We start from the raw sequence: 18595 nt of genomic DNA on the forward strand, positions 1-18595 counted from the left end.
ATTCAAATTTATGAAAATAAAACAGTTCGTTCTGTCTTTGCAGGTGAAAAACCCTGACAAAAAAAGTATTCTATTAATGAAATTATCATTTTCTCTTTATCTACTGGGTTGTTTACAACTTATGGCTATTAATGGTTTTTCTCAGGATAAGGTTACATTAAATCTTGAGAATACTCAATTAGAAACCATATTAAAACAAATAGAGAAACAAACTTCATATAGTTTTATTTATAATAATGATGAAATTAACGTATCGCAAAAACTTGATATTGAGGTGATTGATAAAGATGTGATTAAAACACTTAGTGAGTTATTACAAACTACCACGATCAAATATTTGGTAAAGAATAGTTTTATTATACTTTCTAATCGTCCTCAACAAAAGAATAAGTATACTCTAAGTGGAACTGTTAAAGATGCCGCAACAGGCGAAACCTTACCTGGAGCGAGTATTTATATAAAAGATGGAAATAAAGGAGTCACTACCAATGAATATGGTTTCTATTCTATTACCTTTCCCGAAGGTAATTATAATTTTCAAGTTTCATATTTGGGATATACTGTAAAAGAGATACAAATTGAACTAACCAAGAATACAAAACTTGATATTCAATTAGAACCTGCTTCTAATGAATTAGATGAAGTAACAATAACTGCTAATACCGAAAATAAAAGCCAGGTAAATACAATTGCATCTGGGATTTCTACGCTAAAAGGTTCAGAAATTAAACGATTACCAGCTTTTTTGGGAGAACCTGATATCATGAGAGCATTATTAACACTTCCTGGTGTAAATACGATTGGAGAAGGTGCTTCGGGAATTAATGTTAGAGGTGGTAATATAGATCAAAATCTAGTGCTATTAGATGAAGCCCCAATTTATAACCCGACTCATGTATTTGGTTTGTTTTCAGGATTTAATACAGATGCGATTAAAGAAATGAAATTATATAAAGGAGGGATTCCTGCACGATTTGGAGGTAGAGCATCTTCTGTTTTAGAGATTAGACAAAGAGATGGAAATACTAAAACTTTTAAAGGAGAAGGAGGATTAGGACTATTGTTTTCGAGGCTTACGCTAGAAGGGCCAATAAAAAAGGAAAAATTAAGCTTTTTGATTTCTGGTCGCAGATCTTACTTTGATGTATTTTTTCCGATTATAGGAGGAGAAGTAAAAGATCAAAAAGTTTTCTTTTATGATGTAAGTTCTAAGCTCTCCTGGAAGATTAATAAAAATAATACCTTGTTTCTTTCGGGCTATTTTGGAGCCGATGTTATGAAACTACTTTTTGAAGGAGAAGTTATTCCAGAAGGTAAAGAGCCAGACGACAAAACAAATTTTAGCTGGAAAAATGCTACAGCTACATTACGTTGGAATCACATATTCTCTAACAAGTTATTTATGAACGTTTCTGGAATATATAGCCAATACAATTATAATTTAAAGAGCACAGACGGAGGCCCTCTAGATACCAACAGTAGTATAAAATGGAAATCTTCTATAGAAAACTTTATCGTAAAACCAGATTTTACATATTACCTCAATCCTAGTACAAAAATGAGATTTGGAATAAATGGTACACTATATCGCTTCACTCCGGCAAAGGCTACCAGTGATGATATTGGTATCAATACTATAAATTTTGAAACAGAAAAAGGAGTAGAAGTTGCACCATATATAGAATATGAAAAAAAATGGAACAGATTTTCATTTAGTACCGGATTGCGATATTCCTGGTTTGGTAATTTTGGCTATAATAAAGTTGCAGTGTACAGTCCCGGGGTTCCGCAAAATGTAACTACCATTATAGATACTCGTGAGTATAAAAAAGGAAAACTTATTAAGAGTTATACTGGTTTTGAACCTCGGGTTTCATTAAAATATAATTTAAAAAATAATAAAGCATTAAAGTTAGGGTACAATAGAATGTTTCAATACATTCATTACATATCAAACACAACTGCAGCTTTTCCTTTCGATGTATGGAAACTATCGGGAACACATATAAAACCTTTAGAAGTACATCAGATTTCTGCCGGGTATGCGTATGATACACCCAACAAACGCTATAATTTTACTGCCGAAGCATATTATAAAACCTTCAAAAATATAGTAGAGTATAAAAATGGAGCAAATTTATTATTAAATGAAAATATAGAAACACAGTTGTTACCTGCAGAAGGATATTCTTACGGAACAGAATTTGGAGCTTATAAAAATACAGGAAAATTAAGAGGAAGTATTAATTATACCTATTCTGTTACTAGAAGAAAAACAACCAGTATTTTTCCTTCAGATAATATTAATGACAGTAGATACTACCCATCAAATTATGATCGACCACATGTTTTTAATATAACTACCGATTATGCATTAGGGCCAAAGTGGAATGTAGGATTATTTTTTACCTACCAATCGGGAAGACCTGTGACAAAACCTACAGGGCGATTTATTTTTGATAACAATCCGTATTTAACCTATTCAGATAGAAACGCATATAGATTACGCAGTACACATAGAATGGATATTTCATTTACCTACACCCCCAAAAGGCCTAACAAGAAGTGGAAAGGTAGCTGGTCTTTTGGACTCTACAATCTATATGCCCGTAAAAATGCTTTTTCTTCTTTCTCGATATTTAAAAATAATCGATTAAGATCCTATGATTTTTATCTAATTGGTGCACCTGTACCTTTTATCACGTACAATTTTAAATTTTAAGACTATGAAATCATTATATAGAATTATTGTAATCATCTTTTGTTTTATACCTGTACTAAGTTGCCTTAAAGAAACACCGCTAGATGTAGAGTTTGAACCACAAGTTTTTATCTATGGATACCTTATTAATAACACAAATAATATAAAAATTACAATTCAAAAAACAGTACCAGTTAATACTACTACACTGGACCCTATTAATGATGCTTCTATATTGCTATACACAGAAGATCCCGATGGCACAGTTAGACTTGTTACAGATGATTTTCAAGTTTCTGAAGGAGTATATTTAAGTACTGATGCAGTGATTGGTCTTATCGGAAACAAATATTGGATTGTAGTTACACTTGCTGATGGGACTACGTATGAATCTGTTCATGAGCCACTAAAAGAGCCTGTGCAAATCAAAACGATAAGTAAGGTAAATGGCTATCCAAGAGTAATTTTTAGTGATCCGGGAAATGAAACTAATTTTTATCAGGTTCACTTTACCTTTTATAACAATGGAAACCTTATTTCCGAAGTATTCGAACTATCTAATGATGTTCTTTTTAATGGAAATGAAAATGCATTTATAGAAACTCTAACTAGTGGGGGAGATATTTTAGGAGTTAGTCTTTCAAATTTAAATTTTCACACCTATGAGTATTACGTAGCTGCTCATGAACAATATGATAATCAAGTAGATTTTGGTAGTCCAGAAACCACAGAACCTTTTTTAATATTTTCAAAACCACCTATCAATTTGGTAGGGAATATTAGAAATACCACAACAGATAGAAAAGCATTAGGTTTTTTTGGAGTGTTTAGTTTTAGCTATCAAGAGGTATCTTTCTAGTTCATTTATATAATGAAACATAGTTAGTTTTAAAATGATTCTAACACCAAAATTTAATAATACGGGAGGAACGTACAACCCTCCCGTTTTTATAATTAGAAAACAAATATTCTTTAAATGACATTCATAGACAAACTAAAGCCATTCATAGATAATAATTACTAGTGCTGGTATTGGGTTGTAGTTTTGAGCCATAACAAAAAAGTAAACGTAATGGCTCGATTAATTATTATCATTAGTATTCTATTGTTATCTTTTCTCAACTCTTTCTCTCAATCTTTGAAAGACGAAATAATCGACTTAATTTATTACGCAAAAATCTTTTGATATATTAACTATTTAAAACCTTATTTTTTTAAACTAAAAGATTAAACTTCTGTTAAACAAAATTCATTAGATCAATTTTTTGTAAATTTGCTATACAAATGAAAAAGTTGACACATAAAATAATAGCTGCTCTAATGGCGATGGTAGTACTTGTATCTACCATATCGTTTACAGTAGATATGCATTATTGTGGAAACACTTTAGTAGATGTTGCTTTGTATAAACAAGCAAAAACTTGTGGAATGGAGCAACAAGCTTCTAATGCTGTTGAATGTTCGATAATGGCTAAAAAAAGTTGTTGTACAGATAAGCAACTCACTTTTGACGGACAGGATGAACTTCAAAATTCATTTGATAAAATCACTTTAGAGCAACAGGCTTTTGTTGTAATGTTTTATTATTCGTATATCAACCTTTTTGAAGGACTTGAGAATAATGTTGTTCCTTTTAAAGAATATCCTCCTCCTTTCCTGATTAAGGATATTCATGTACTTAACGAGACCTTTCTTATTTGATACATTAGAGTGTTAAAAATTTGCCCGGTGATAATCCATTTGGGCTAGAACTGTTGTTTGTACTTCACAGATAACGTCTTCTTCTAATTATCAAATAATCAAAGTATATGCTAAACAAAAGCATCAAATTTCTTATCGAGAATAAATTGGTTGCAATCCTTATGGTAGCTCTTTTTGTAGGGTGGGGTATAGTAAATGCACCATTTGGATGGCAAACCGGAATATTACCTAGCGACCCTGTAGCAGTCGATGCCATACCCGATATTGGCGAAAACCAACAAATTGTGTTTACAAAATGGCAAGGACGGTCACCGCAAGATATCGAGAACCAGATTACATATCCCTTAACTACTTCACTTTTAGGAGTTCCTGGAGTAAAGACTATTCGCAGCTCTTCGATGTTTGGATTTTCTAGTATTTACATCATTTTTGAAGAAGATGTAGAATTTTATTGGAGTAGGAGTCGTATTCTGGAAAAACTAAATTCTTTACCATCGGGGCTATTGCCAAATGGAGTAAGTCCAAGTCTGGGGCCAGATGCCACCGGACTGGGGCAGATTTTTTGGTATACTTTAGAAGGACGTGACGAAAACGGAAACGTAACTGGTGGCTGGGATTTACAAGAACTAAGAAGTATCCAGGACTATTATGTAAAGTATGCATTATCATCTGCAGGGGGAGTATCAGAGGTAGCTTCTATCGGTGGATATGTACAAGAATATCAGGTAGATGTACACCCAGAGTTAATGCGCCAATATAACATTAGTTTACAACAAATTGTTAATGCAGTTAAACAATCAAATCGGGACATTGGTGCACAGACCTTAGAAATAAATCAGGCAGAATATCTTATTCGCGGTTTGGGATATATAAAATCTATAGCTGATATAGAAAACGCCGTAGTAACTTCAGAAGAGTTTACCTCAATTCGTATTAAAGATATTGCCAGTGTTAGTATGGGGCCAGAAGCCAGAAGAGGTATTCTGGATAAAGAAGGTGCAGAAGTGGTAGGAGGTGTTGTTGTTGCACGTTATGGAGCAAATCCATTAGAAGTTATCGATAATGTAAAAGATAAAATTAAAGAACTGAGTACAGGATTACCTTCCAAACAATTAAAAGATGGTCGTACCTCGCAATTAACTATAGTTCCTTTTTATGATCGAACCGAACTTATTCATGAAACAATAGGTACACTTAACGAAGCTCTCACCTTAGAAATTTTGATAACCTTTCTTGTTGTTATTGTAATGGTGTTTAACCTTAGAGCTTCGATCCTTATTTCGGGGCTCCTGCCAATAGCCATTTTAATGGTTTTTATAGCAATGAAATTGTTTGGCGTTGATGCCAATATCGTTGCTTTATCTGGTATTGCTATTGCCATTGGTACTATGGTAGATATGGGAGTGATACTTTCAGAAAATATCATAAGGCATTTAGATGAAAATGAATATCGCTTGCCAGTGAATACAGTAGTGTATAATGCTACTGCAGAAATTTCTGGAGCAATATTAACAGCAGTACTAACTACTATAATTAGTTTTATTCCTGTATTTACGATGATTGGCGCAGAAGGAAAACTATTTAGACCATTAGCATTTACCAAAACAATGGCACTTATAGCATCGATCATAGTAGCTTTGTTCTTCATCCCTCCATTTGCCGCTTTTCTATTCAAAAAGAAAAATATAAAAACCTCAATGAGCTATATAATCAATGGTGTTTTAATCGTATTAGGAGGTATTGTAGTTTTTAATGGTATATGGTTAGGTATAATTTTAATAGCTTTTGCAATAACGGCTATTCTTGGCTTAAGGAGGTTAGTTTCACAAAATCATATTAATCTAACAAATATTGGTATAGCGATAATAACTATTGTGTTTTTACTATCAGAATATTGGAGACCTCTGGGAGTTGGTAAAAGTATGTTTGCAAACCTCATTTTTGTTGGTGTCATTTGCTTTGGACTGTTAGGTACTTTTACACTGTTTAGAACATATTATACCAGAATATTGCAATGGGCATTGAGCAATAAATTATTATTCTTATCGCTACCCGCTATTATCGTTGTTTTTGGTTTTTTAATCATGAAAAATGTTGGAAAAGAATTTATGCCTTCACTAAATGAAGGATCTTTCCTATTGATGCCAACTACATTATCACATGCCGGAGTGGCTGAAAATAAGAGGATATTGCAACAATTGGATATGGCAGTAGCAAGTATTCCTGAAATTAAAACTGTTGTTGGTAAAGCCGGAAGAACAGAATCTTCTCTTGATCCTGCTCCATTATCAATGTATGAGAATATTATTTTATATAAGCCCGAGTATATGCTTAATGAAAACGGTAAGAGACAACGGTATAAGGTTAATGATAATGGTTTATTTATAGGTAAAGATGGTAGTTTAATTAACAATGAAAACTACAATGTTAATCCTGATAAAACCAATACAGTATCAAAAAAGAAATATTTCTCTATTAATCGAGAAAATCTTATTCCTGATAATAATGGTGAATTCTACCGTAATTGGAGACCAGAAATTAAGAGTCCAGATGATATTTGGATTGAAATCATAAACGTCACAAAACTACCCGGAGTAACTTCTGCTCCAAAATTACAACCGATAGAAACCCGATTAATAATGCTCCAAACAGGAATGCGTGCACCAATGGGGATTAAGGTAAAAGGGCAAAACTTAAAACAAATTGAAGCTTTTGGAATACAGTTAGAAGAGATATTGAAAGAGGTAGATGGTGTAAAAGATGAAGCCGTTTTTGCAGACCGTATTGTCGGGAAACCATATCTAATTTTGGATATTGATCGAGAACAACTAGTTCGATATGGAGTATCTGTTGAACAGGTTCAGCAAATTCTAGAAGTTGCAGTAGGAGGGATTTCACTCACACAAACAGTTGAAGGCAGAGAACGTTATGGAGTACGAGTACGCTATCCAAGAGAACTTCGAGCTAACCCAACAGATCTTGCAACTATCTATGTTCCCTTAAAAAATGGTAGTTCGATTCCGCTAAGTGAATTGGTTGATATTCGTTATGAACAGGGACCACAAGTAATAAAAAGTGAAGATACATTTCTGGTTGGCTATGTTTTATTTGATAAAAAAGATGGTTTTGCAGAAGTAAATGTGGTTAAAAATGCACAAAACCTGATAAAAACTAAGATTAATAATAATGAACTGATTGTTCCAAAAGGAATTACCTATCAATTTACAGGAACATACGAAAATCAATTGAGGGCAGAAAAGACACTATCAATTGTAGTACCATTAGCTTTGATTATTATCTTTTTGATTCTATATTTTCAATTTCGCTCAATAGCTACCTCGTTAATAGTGTTTACAGGAATTGCAGTAGCTTTTGCCGGAGGATTTTTAATGATCTGGTTATATGGTCAGGAATGGTTTCTAAATATTAGTTTCTTTGGTGAAAACTTGCGAGATCTGTTCCAGGTTCACACTATCAATCTAAGTGTTGCTGTATGGGTTGGTTTCATAGCTCTTTTTGGTATTGCTACAGATGATGGAGTAGTAATGGCAACTTACCTTAAACAGACATTTGATAAAAATAAACCAAAATCTCTTGATGACATTAGAACATCGGTTATAGAAGCAGGAGAGCAGAGAATTCGTCCCTGCCTTATGACTACTGCAACTACAATTCTTGCGCTATTACCAATTTTAACATCTACTGGTCGCGGGAGTGATATCATGATACCTATGGCAATTCCTTCCTTTGGAGGAATGGGGATTGCACTCATAACATTATTTGTTGTCCCTGTATTATTTGGCTGGAAAGAAGAAGTTCAACTTAAACGAATGAATAAATGAAACAGTTAAAAATTATAATAGGATTCCTTTTTGTTTCAGTATTAGCATATACACAACAACTTGAATCTTATATTCAAGAAGGATGGGGTAATAATCTTAATATTCAGTCTTTTGAATTAAGATATGCTGTTGCAAAAGAAAAAATAAAAGAAGTAAATACACTACCTAATACACAATTTGGTATAGGATACTTTGTAAGCGAACCCGAAACACGTACAGGACCACAACGTGCAAAATTTTCGATTCAACAAAAATTACCATGGTTCGGAACCATCACAGCAAGAGAGAATTATTCTACTGCTATAGCAGAGGCAGAATATGTAGATATTGTAATTACTAAAAGAAAACTAGCACTTTCGATTTCTCAATCGTATTATAAATTGTTTGCCATACAAAACAAGCAAAAAATCCTCTACGATAATATTCTACTACTGCAAACGTATGAGAAACTTGCACTAACATCTGTTGAAGTAGGTAAAGCCTCTGCAGTAGATGTATTAAAATTGCAAATTCGTCAAAATGAATTAGAACAGCATAAAGCAGTACTTAAAGAAAATTTTCTGGCAGAACAAATAGTTTTTAATGCTTTACTCAATCGAGATTCTGGTATAGATATAATACTCCCTGATGAGATGAACATACCACTAGAAGATCCTATTAGTGACAATGGAAACTTACAATTTAACCCAGAATTACTTAAATACGATAAGATATACGAAAGCATAAAACAATTAGAAGTACTTAATCGAAAAGAAAAGGCTCCACAAATAGGCTTTGGACTAGACTATATACCAGTTTCAGAAAGAAATGATGTTACTATAAATGATAATGGTAAAGATATTATAATGCCTATGGTGTCTTTTTCTATACCAATATTTAATAAGCGTTATGATTCCCGGACTCGTCAAAACAAATTACATCAACAAGAAATCACAGCACAAAAGGAAGAACAGTTAAATCGCATGGAAACGATTCTAGGAAAGGCTATTTCGAATAGAAATACTGCAAGAATCAAATATAATACCCAGAAAGAAAATTTAAAACAAGCCAAAAATGCAGAAGAAATATTAATAAAAAACTATGAAACAGGAACTATAGATTTTAATGATGTATTAGACATCCAGGAATTACAACTTAAATTTCAGCTAAATCAAATAGAGAGTGTAGAACTGTACTATAGGCAAGCTGCGATTATCAATTATTTAACAAATTAAAAAACAACAATATAAAAAAGTAAAAAAATGAGAAACTTAAAAATTTATAATGTAAACGTAATTATAGTAGCAATACTAGCATTAACAATACTATCTTGCAAAGAGAATAATACATCTAAAACAGAAGAGAAACAAGATCATCATTCTGAGATGGGGCATAAGGAGAATCATAGCGGTCATGATGTAGAGCAAACAACAGAAATTAAGTTTAAAGATGCTAAGACAGCAGAAGTTTTTCAGCATTATATTCATATTAAAACAGCCTTGGTAAATACGGATGTTAAAGAAGCAAAGGCAGGAGCACAAATGCTTGCCAAAGTAACAGAGAATGCAGTATTTAAATTGGCTGTTGAGTCCATACTCAATACCGATGATATCGAGGCGCAAAGAAAGGCGTTTACAGAAGTTACTACTCAAATGGAAACCTTACTTGACGGTGCATTATCATCGGGAGAAGTTTATAAGCAATATTGTCCAATGGCATTTGATAATACTGGCGGATATTGGTTGTCTAAAGAAAAAGAAATTAGAAATCCATATTTTGGAGATCGCATGTTAAAATGTGGTAGTGTTGCCAAAACTATAAAATAAATATACTGGCTATTCTATCTGATCTCTAGAACAATAATAATAGTAGATGAAGAAAATTTTAATTAAAAATATGGTATGTAACCGGTGTAAAACCGTATTAAAACAAGAGTTTGAAAATGCCAAAATTCTTTTTGAAACAATAGAATTGGGAGAGATCGTTTTTAGCAATATTGATAGTGCTGGATTTGAAAAAGTAAATGAGATTGTTACCCGCAATGGTTTCGAGATTATAGACGATGAAATAGCTTTTATTGTCGAACAAGTGAAATCTTGTTTGATAAATGAATTGTCAAAAGAAAATATGTTAAATGAAAATCTATCTGGTCTTATTTCAAAACATATACATAAGGACTATTCTGTGGTAAGTAAATTGTTTAGTAGTAATGAGGGATTGACTATAGAAAAATATTTTATTCGTCTTAAAATTGAAAAAGCGAAAGAATACATCCAAATGGGAAATTTGAGTTTTTCTGAAATAGCATATGCACTAAATTATAAAAGCGGAAGTCATTTGGCAAAACAATTTAAAACGATTACTGGGATATCTATGAGTAATTTTAAAAACCTACAATCGTGGGACCGTCAACCTCTAGACAAAATTATATAAAAAGAAACCATAATTATCAAATTAAAAGAGATGTGAACTCAATAATTTTGAAGATCAAACAACAATAAATATAGCAGATGAAACACATATATAACATATCCGGGATGACCTGCAACGGCTGTAGAGGCCATGTAGAGCACATACTTGATACTATGGATGGTGTGATCAGTGTGTCTGTTGATCTTGAAAAAGCAGAAGCAATTATTGAGACAGAAAAACACATTTCTTTAGCTGTTTTTCAAGAAAGATTAGCACAAGAAGGAGGACGTTATGGTATCCATCTTCCTGGGATGCAAGATCACAATGATAAACCAAAACAGGTTAAACCTATAGGAAAAGGTACTGGCGTTTTTTATTGTCCTATGCATTGCGAAGGAGATAAAACATATACTACATTACAAGATTGCCCCGTATGTGGGATGGATCTGGTAGAAGAAGTAAATTTATATACAGTTACTACAGAACAATATAGCTGCCCGATGCATCCAGAGGTAATTAAAGATGCTCCGGGATCCTGTTCCATCTGTGGTATGGATCTAATATTAATACAACCAGATATTTCTGAAGAAGAGAAAAATTATAAAAAATTACTAAAGAAATTTTGGGTTGCTGTACTATTCACGGTTCCTATTTTTATAATAGCGATGTCTGATATGTTTTCGGGTAACCCACTTAATGATATTTTAGAGTTAAAATACTGGAACTGGATTCAGTTTGTACTTTCTGTTCCTGTGGTGTTTTATGCTACCTGGATGTTTTTTGAACGTGCCTTTCGTTCTATAAAAATTTGGAACCTTAATATGTTTACTCTTATTGGTGTTGGTGCTGGTGTTGCATGGTTATTTAGTGTTTTAGCAATACTTTTTCCTGATTTTTTTCCAGATCAGTTTAAAACAGAGTCAGGAACAGTACATGTTTATTTTGAAGCAACCACTGTTATCTTAACACTTGTACTTATGGGACAAGTATTAGAATCACGGGCGCATAGCAAAACAAATTCTGCAATAAAGGAACTACTAAAACTTGTACCTAATAAAGCAATACGTGTTGTAAAAGGCATAGAAGAAGAAATTTCTATAGACCAGATAGAAGTGAAGGATATCCTACGTGTAAAACCCGGAGAAAAAATCCCTGTAGATGGATCAATTTTTAAGGGACAAACATCTGTAGATGAGTCAATGATTACGGGAGAACCAATACCGGTAGATAAAACCGAAGGAGACCATGTAAGTAGTGGGACAATTAACGGAAATCACTCCTTTTTATTGAAAGCAGAAAAAGTGGGAGCCGATACGTTGCTATCAAAGATTATACATATGGTGAATGATGCAAGTCGTAGTCGTGCACCTATCCAAAAGTTAGCAGATACGGTTTCGGGATATTTTGTCCCTATAGTAGTCATTATAGCGCTACTTACATTTGCTGTTTGGGCGTTTTATGGTCCCGATCCCGCTTATGTGTATGCATTTGTAAATGCAATTGCTGTACTTATAATTGCCTGCCCTTGTGCTTTAGGGCTTGCTACACCTATGTCTGTAATGGTCGGAATTGGAAAAGGAGCCCAAAATGGTGTGCTTATTAAAAAGGCAGAAGCACTCGAAGCTATGAACAAAGTTGATACACTTATTGTAGATAAGACAGGAACCATAACCGAAGGAAAACCTACTGTTGAAGACGTAGTGCCTTTTGGAGATCGATTTGGTAAAGAAGAAATTCTTCAATATATCATCTCTCTTAATAATTTGAGCGAACATCCATTGGCTCGAGCAACAGTAAAGTATGGAAAAGAACAGCATATCGAATTATTAGATGTAACCGAATTTAAGGCAGTAACCGGAAAAGGAGTAGAAGGAAACATTAGAAACCTAAAAGTGAAATTGGGTAATGAAAAAATGTTGGAATACGCTAATATACCTATTTCAGATAAACTTAAAAAACAAGCTGAATCTTATCAAAGAAAAGGAAAAACAGTGTCTTATTTATCTATTGATCGGGATATAGCAGGTTGTATAGTTATAGGAGATAAAATTAAAGAAACTAGTAGTAAAACCATTAAGCAACTACAGGATAGAGGAATAGAAGTTATTATGCTTACTGGGGATAATTATAATACTGCCTATGCCGTAGCTAATGAACTCAATCTCGCTAATTTTAAAGCAGAGATGTTACCTCAAGATAAACTCAGTGAGGTCGAAAAATTACAAAATAGCGGGAGAGTGGTTGCAATGGCAGGGGATGGTATAAATGATGCCCCGGCTCTAGCAAAAAGTGATGTTGGTATTGCAATGGGTACAGGTACCGATGTCGCAATAGAGAGTGCAACTATTACATTGGTAAAAGGAGATTTGCAAGGTATTGTGAAAGCAAAAAAATTAAGTGATAAAGTAATGAAGAATATCAAACAGAATCTTTTCTTCGCACTTATTTATAACGTATTAGGGGTACCTATTGCCGCCGGAGTACTTTTTCCTTTTTTCGGGATTTTGTTGTCTCCTATGATTGCAGCTTTGGCAATGAGTTTTAGCTCTGTATCAGTAATAACCAATGCTTTACGATTAAAAACAATACATATTAAATAGATATGGTAAAAAGACAAACAGCAATAAAAATTAGAAAAGCACATCGGTATTTAGGCCTTTTTTTAGGAATTCAGTTTTTGCTATGGACGGTTAGTGGTTTATACTTTAGTTGGACAAATATTGATGATATTCATGGTGATCAATTTAAAAATGAAAATATTGATGTTATATCCTTTAAAGATTTAATAAGACCTTCTCAAATAGAAACAAATGACCCGATACAATCACTAGAACTTAGAGAGGTTGCCGGGCAACCCTATTATTGGATAAATGATAAGCAACTTTTTAACGCAAATACAGGAGTGCCAAAACCTGAAATTACTTCTTCTGAAGCTTTAAAAATTGCTGAAAAAAATATGTCGTCAGAATTAAAAGTAATTGGTATAGAAAAAATAGAAAAAGTAGGCAATCATCATGAATATCGTGAAAGACCACTACCAGCCTATGTTGTTTCTTATGAACACTCTCAAAACGTAAAAGCATACATTTCGATAAAAGATGGAAGTTTTCAAAGAGTAAGACATCGATCGTGGCGTTGGTTTGATTTTCTTTGGATGACTCATACCATGGATTATGAAGGAAGAGATAATTTTAATACAATTATTCTTAGAGTCTTCTCTCTATTAGGATTAATAACGGTACTAAGTGGATTTACATTATGGTTTGTATCCTCACCAACCGTTAGAAAAATAAAAAAAAATAAGCGTCATGAATAAGAACATTATATATATAGGTATCGCAGTTCTTGTTGGACTATTAGGAGGTTACTTTATATTTGGGAGTAACAATTCTAGTCAACCCAGTCACAATAATCATCAGGAAGAAGCTACAGCAGATCAAATGTGGACTTGCTCGATGCATCCGCAAATTATGCAGGAAGAACCCGGTGATTGTCCAATATGCGGTATGGATCTAATCCCTGCAGAAACTAGTACAGATGGGCTATCTGCCGATCAATTTAAAATGACAGAAAATGCTATGGCATTAGCAAATATCCAAACTACTAGCATCAGCGATCTAGTAACAGGTGATGAAAAAGGAATTACATTATCTGGAAAAATAATGGAAAATGAGGAAGCAAATGCAATACAGGCTAGTTATTTTGATGGCAGAATCGAACGATTAAATGTTAATTATAAAGGACAAGAAGTTAGAAAAGGGCAAAAATTAGCAACTATTTATGCGCCTGATCTTGTCGCAGCACAACAAGAACTTATTACAGCAGTATCACTTAAAGAATCTCAACCAATACTGTATAAAGCCGTTCGTAATAAATTGAAGCTATGGAAACTTTCAGACAACCAAATCAACGCTATAGAATCTTCTGGTAAGGTTCAGGAAAATTTTGCTATTTATGCAACTGTTTCGGGTACCGTTTCAGAAGTAATGAGTGCAGAAGGTGACTATATAAAACAAGGACAACCTATTTTAAAAGTAAGTAACCTTAGTACGGTTTGGGCAGAATTTGATGTATATGAAAACCAAATTGCGCAATTTAAAAAAGGACAACAAATCAATATTACTACCACAGCCTATCCTGATAAAAAATTTGAAGGCACAATTTCTTTTATAGATCCAATTTTAAATGCTAAAACAAGAACCGTTACAATAAGAACTAATCTTAATAATCGTGACCACCTTTTTAAACCGGGAATGTTTGTAACTGGTAGTGTGGCAAGTAAAACTAAAATGAAAGAGCAACTTGTAATTCCGGCAAGTGCTGTGTTATGGACAGGTAAGCGTTCTGTGGTATATATAAAAGCAAGTGCAACCGAACCCATTTTTGAAATGAGAGAAGTAGTATTAGGAAGTGCTACAGGAAATACATATACCATCTTAAATGGACTTAATGATGGTGATGAAATCGTAACTAATGGAGCGTTTACCGTTGATGCAGCTGCACAATTACAGGGTAAAAAATCAATGATGAACAAAGAAGGAGGGAAGACTATGACTGGTCATGAAGGACATGTAGGAATGCAAATGGAAGTATCAAAGTCATTTCAGAAAGATTTTTTGCCAGCCTTTATACCATACTTACAAATGAAAGATGCATTTGTAGACTCTAATGCTTCTCAGGTTTCTATTGCTGCAAAAGCGACAAATAAAATTTTAAAAGCAATCAAAACTTCAAACCTGAGTACCATAGAAAAAACTCATCTTACTAAGAGTATTAGCATATTAGATCACCTTGCTAATGCTAAAGAATTAGAAAAACAAAGAATCCATTTTGTATCATTAAATGAGAATGTAGTAGCATTAATATCTAACTTTACTGAATTAAATACCGAAATATATGTACAAAAATGCCCAATGGCTAATACCAATAAAGGAGCTATTTGGATAAGTAAGGAAAAAGAAATTCGTAATCCTTATTTTGGTGATGCAATGCTAACCTGTGGCAGTGTTATTGATACAATTAAATAGAAGTAAGAAGAAGAAACATCATCTTTTAAGCATAGCACTAATTTTTAATAGCATTGGTTAAATTATGTTTATAAACATTACCGATAGGAATATCAACTCCTTTTATTTTTAAGCGGTTACCTTCAATCGTTTCTATTTTTTTTAGAGCAATTATATAGGAACGATGTATTCTTAAAAATTGATTTTTTGGTAAAGTGTTTTCAAAATTAGTTAATCTGTCTAGTGATGTAATGGTCTTATTATCAGTATGTATTTTAACATAACTTCCTAAACTTTCTAGATATAAAATACTATCTAATTGAATTTGATGGATTTTTTTGTCTCCTTTTATAAATATGCTATCATTTTGATTTACTGAAACGTTAGCATTTAGTGAAGATTGATTTTCAGGTCCTTTTTGCGTGCTCTCGATCATTTTCTTTTGATGTTGAGCTTTATTTATAGCTTTTAAAAACCGTTCAAAACTAAATGGTTTTAAGAGGTAATCCAGAATATTTAATTCATAACCTTCAATAGCATATTCCTGATACGCCGTAGTGACAATAATTAAAGGAGGGTTACTTAGGGTACGTAAAAAATCCAACCCTTTAAGTTTTGGCATATTGATATCTAAAAAAATTAAATCTACCTGATTTTCATTTAAATAATTCATAGCCTCAAATGCAGAATAGCACTCCTTTACTACATTTAAGAAAGAAAGGTTGGTGCAATAGTTTTTTATCACTTTATGTGCCAAAGGCTCGTCATCTATTGTTATGCAGTTCATTCTAAATTTAATTTTAAATCAACAGTAAAAACGGTATTTTTTTTGTTAATTTTTAATTCATGAGCATTTGGATAAATTAAAGATAATCTTCTTTTTACATTTTCAAGACCAATTCCACCTTCATTTCCATTTTCTGTATCACTAAAATTATTTTCAACATACAGATGTACTAATTCTTCTGTTGTTTCTAGCTTAAAATTTATAAATGCATTTTTTTCCATGTGATCAAAACCATGTTTAAATGCGTTTTCTAAAAACACAATTAAGATCATGGGCGCTATTTGTTTTGCTTCATTATCTATATTCTTTTCGAAAGTAATAATTCCTCGATTATGATGTCGCATTTTTTGCAGTTCAATAAAATTTTCTAAATATGTTATTTCACCCCCAATAGAAACTTTGGGTTCTTTGCAATCATAAATAGTATAGCGCATTATTTCTGATAATTTTAAAATTAATGATGGTGTTTTATCAGATTTCTCGAGAGAGAGTGCATATAAATTATTTAATGTATTAAAGAAGAAATGCGGATTGATTTGATTTTTTAGTAAAGACAATTCTAAATGAAGACGATCATTTTCGATCTGATTTATTTTAGAAAGTTGAATAAACCATCTATAGGAAAGGTTTAATAATGTAGAAACCAATATGATAACTATCATACCAGTAATTCCATTTTCTGGTGCCATTTCCTGATATGGTTGGTTAAACCAATAGTGATCCATTAAGGGCTCTCCATATCCTATTATATACCCCCAACCAATGATTACAATAAGAAGTAATACAACATAAATGAAATATCGTTTTTTTACTAAATACCTGGGTATAATCCAATATATATTAACATAAACAGGAGGAGCTATTAACAAAAGAATACTTGTAGTGGCTTGAAGAAAATAATTGGTGAAGAAAGATAGAGTAAATGCATTTTCTTCAGAAATAACAAAACTTAGTGTAACAATTAAAATGATACTGGATAATATTGAAACATGTATAAGAATGTTTTTTTTTCTGGTATCAAGTGTTTGAATTTTCATAATAATCTATTCTTGAAAATAAAAATATTAAAACTCTTAGAGTTCGACCATTTTAATTAACGAACGGCTAGTTATCATCAACAAAAGTGCGTTTTTTATCAACGAACAGCATTCATTAATAATAATACACTTTTTAACCATTTATATAAAGGAGTTGGTTAAAAAAAATTGATTTCTTCTTGCTCTTACTTTCTTTTTGTTTCCAACTTTATAAAACAATAGCTTATGGAATTAGTAATCAAGAATTTAAGCAAAACATATTCAAATGGAGTAAAAGCATTAGATAATCTTTCTCTCGAAATTTCTAACGGAATGTTTGGTTTGTTGGGCCCTAATGGAGCTGGGAAATCATCGCTTATGAGAACATTGGCCACTTTGCAAGAAGCGGATAGCGGTACTATGCATTTAGATGATATCAATATTCTCGAAAACCCAATTGAATTGCGAAAAGTATTAGGGTATTTACCACAAGAATTTGGAGTATACCCAAAAATTACGGCAAAGCAATTACTAGATCATTTAGCAGTATTAAAGGGAATAACCAATAATAAAGAAAGAATAGAACTAGTGAATTTTTTATTACAAAAAGTAAATCTATATGAAAAAAGAAACAAAAGCGTAAAAGGTTTTTCTGGTGGGATGAAGCAAAGAATTGGTATTGCTCAGGCCTTAATTGGTAACCCAAAACTAATTATTGTTGATGAACCTACTGCAGGATTAGATCCTGGAGAAAGAAACAGATTTCATAACCTTCTCGCTGATGTCGCAGAAGATGTTATTATTATTCTTTCTACACATATTGTAGAAGATGTAAGAGAATTATGCCAAAACATGGCAATCATGAATCAAGGAAAACTAATCTGTAAAGGTAGACCACAAGATGTAATCGATGAATTAAATGATAAAGTATGGCAGAAGTTAATTGAACGAAATGAACTCGAGGATTACAGTAATCAATATATGATTATCTCTAATAAAATGGTAGGTGGTAAACCTTTAATTCATGTTTTAAGTGATATAAAACCAGGAGTAGGATTTACTTTGGTTTCCCCAACCTTAGAAGATGTGTTTTTTTCTAAAATTAATACTACCAGAGAAGTAATTTAAATTGTATTAACCAACTTAAAACG

Annotated in this window: 13 protein-coding genes; 11 read left to right on the top strand and 2 right to left on the bottom strand. The window is 32.6% G+C overall.

The features are described 5' to 3' along the window. The first annotated feature begins 76 nt into the window (after positions 1–76). The 10 genes from ATO12_RS02090 (at position 77) to ATO12_RS02135 (ending at position 15662) form a co-directional block, all read left to right on the top strand. Complete coding sequence (locus ATO12_RS02090; RefSeq protein ID WP_165583310.1) at positions 77–2722, top strand: TonB-dependent receptor; 2646 nt, start codon at positions 77–79, stop codon at positions 2720–2722. 4 nt (positions 2723–2726) lie between these two features. Next, positions 2727–3560, top strand: a complete 834-nt coding sequence (locus ATO12_RS02095) for a DUF4249 family protein (protein ID WP_034238202.1) — start codon at positions 2727–2729, stop codon at positions 3558–3560. Between the two features lie 425 nt (positions 3561–3985). Continuing rightward, positions 3986–4402 carry an HYC_CC_PP family protein gene (locus ATO12_RS02100; protein ID WP_034238206.1) on the top strand — a complete coding sequence of 139 codons (417 nt, stop codon included), beginning with the start codon at positions 3986–3988 and terminating at the stop codon, positions 4400–4402. 107 nt (positions 4403–4509) lie between these two features. Continuing rightward, positions 4510–8244 (top strand): efflux RND transporter permease subunit, encoded by a 3735-nt coding sequence (locus ATO12_RS02105; RefSeq protein ID WP_034238208.1) that lies wholly within the window; start codon positions 4510–4512, stop codon positions 8242–8244. Beyond that, entirely contained in the window at positions 8241–9458 is a 1218-nt protein-coding gene (locus ATO12_RS02110; RefSeq protein ID WP_034238212.1) for a TolC family protein, read from the top strand. Before ATO12_RS02105 ends, ATO12_RS02110 begins: the two co-directional genes overlap by 4 nt. Positions 9459–9485: 27 nt before the next feature. Then, positions 9486–10049, top strand: coding sequence for a DUF3347 domain-containing protein (locus tag ATO12_RS02115; protein ID WP_051575538.1), 564 nt, complete (start codon positions 9486–9488; stop codon positions 10047–10049). Between the two features lie 46 nt (positions 10050–10095). After that, entirely contained in the window at positions 10096–10656 is a 561-nt protein-coding gene (locus ATO12_RS02120; protein ID WP_034238215.1) for a helix-turn-helix domain-containing protein, read from the top strand. A gap of 77 nt (positions 10657–10733) precedes the next feature. Then, a complete protein-coding gene (locus ATO12_RS02125; protein WP_034238218.1) occupies positions 10734–13235 on the top strand; it encodes a heavy metal translocating P-type ATPase in 2502 nt (833 codons plus the stop codon). Positions 13236–13237: 2 nt separating this feature from the next. Continuing rightward, on the top strand, positions 13238–13951 hold the full coding sequence (locus ATO12_RS02130; protein WP_034238221.1) for a PepSY domain-containing protein: 714 nt from the start codon (positions 13238–13240) through the stop codon (positions 13949–13951). Further along, a complete protein-coding gene (locus ATO12_RS02135) occupies positions 13944–15662 on the top strand; it encodes an efflux RND transporter periplasmic adaptor subunit (protein ID WP_034238223.1) in 1719 nt (572 codons plus the stop codon). Before ATO12_RS02130 ends, ATO12_RS02135 begins: the two co-directional genes overlap by 8 nt. A 37-nt stretch (positions 15663–15699) precedes the next feature. Here the strand turns inward: ATO12_RS02135 and ATO12_RS02140 are convergent, their stop codons facing one another. Together ATO12_RS02140 and ATO12_RS24535 are read right to left on the bottom strand one after the other, a co-directional pair. Continuing rightward, the gene (locus ATO12_RS02140) at positions 15700–16428 is read right to left on the bottom strand and encodes a LytR/AlgR family response regulator transcription factor (RefSeq protein WP_034238224.1); all 729 of its coding nucleotides are present in this window, start codon (positions 16426–16428) and stop codon (positions 15700–15702) included. Beyond that, complete coding sequence (locus ATO12_RS24535) at positions 16425–17465, bottom strand: sensor histidine kinase (RefSeq protein WP_051575539.1); 1041 nt, start codon at positions 17463–17465, stop codon at positions 16425–16427. Before ATO12_RS24535 ends, ATO12_RS02140 begins: the two co-directional genes overlap by 4 nt. A 225-nt stretch (positions 17466–17690) precedes the next feature. Here ATO12_RS24535 and ATO12_RS02150 point away from each other — a divergent pair, with 225 nt between their 5' ends. After that, complete coding sequence (locus ATO12_RS02150; protein ID WP_034238226.1) at positions 17691–18572, top strand: ABC transporter ATP-binding protein; 882 nt, start codon at positions 17691–17693, stop codon at positions 18570–18572. Positions 18573–18595: the final 23 nt, after the last annotated feature.

The sequence above is a fragment of the Aquimarina atlantica genome (genome assembly GCF_000626715.1).
Taxonomy (GTDB): Bacteria; Bacteroidota; Bacteroidia; order Flavobacteriales; family Flavobacteriaceae; genus Aquimarina; species Aquimarina atlantica.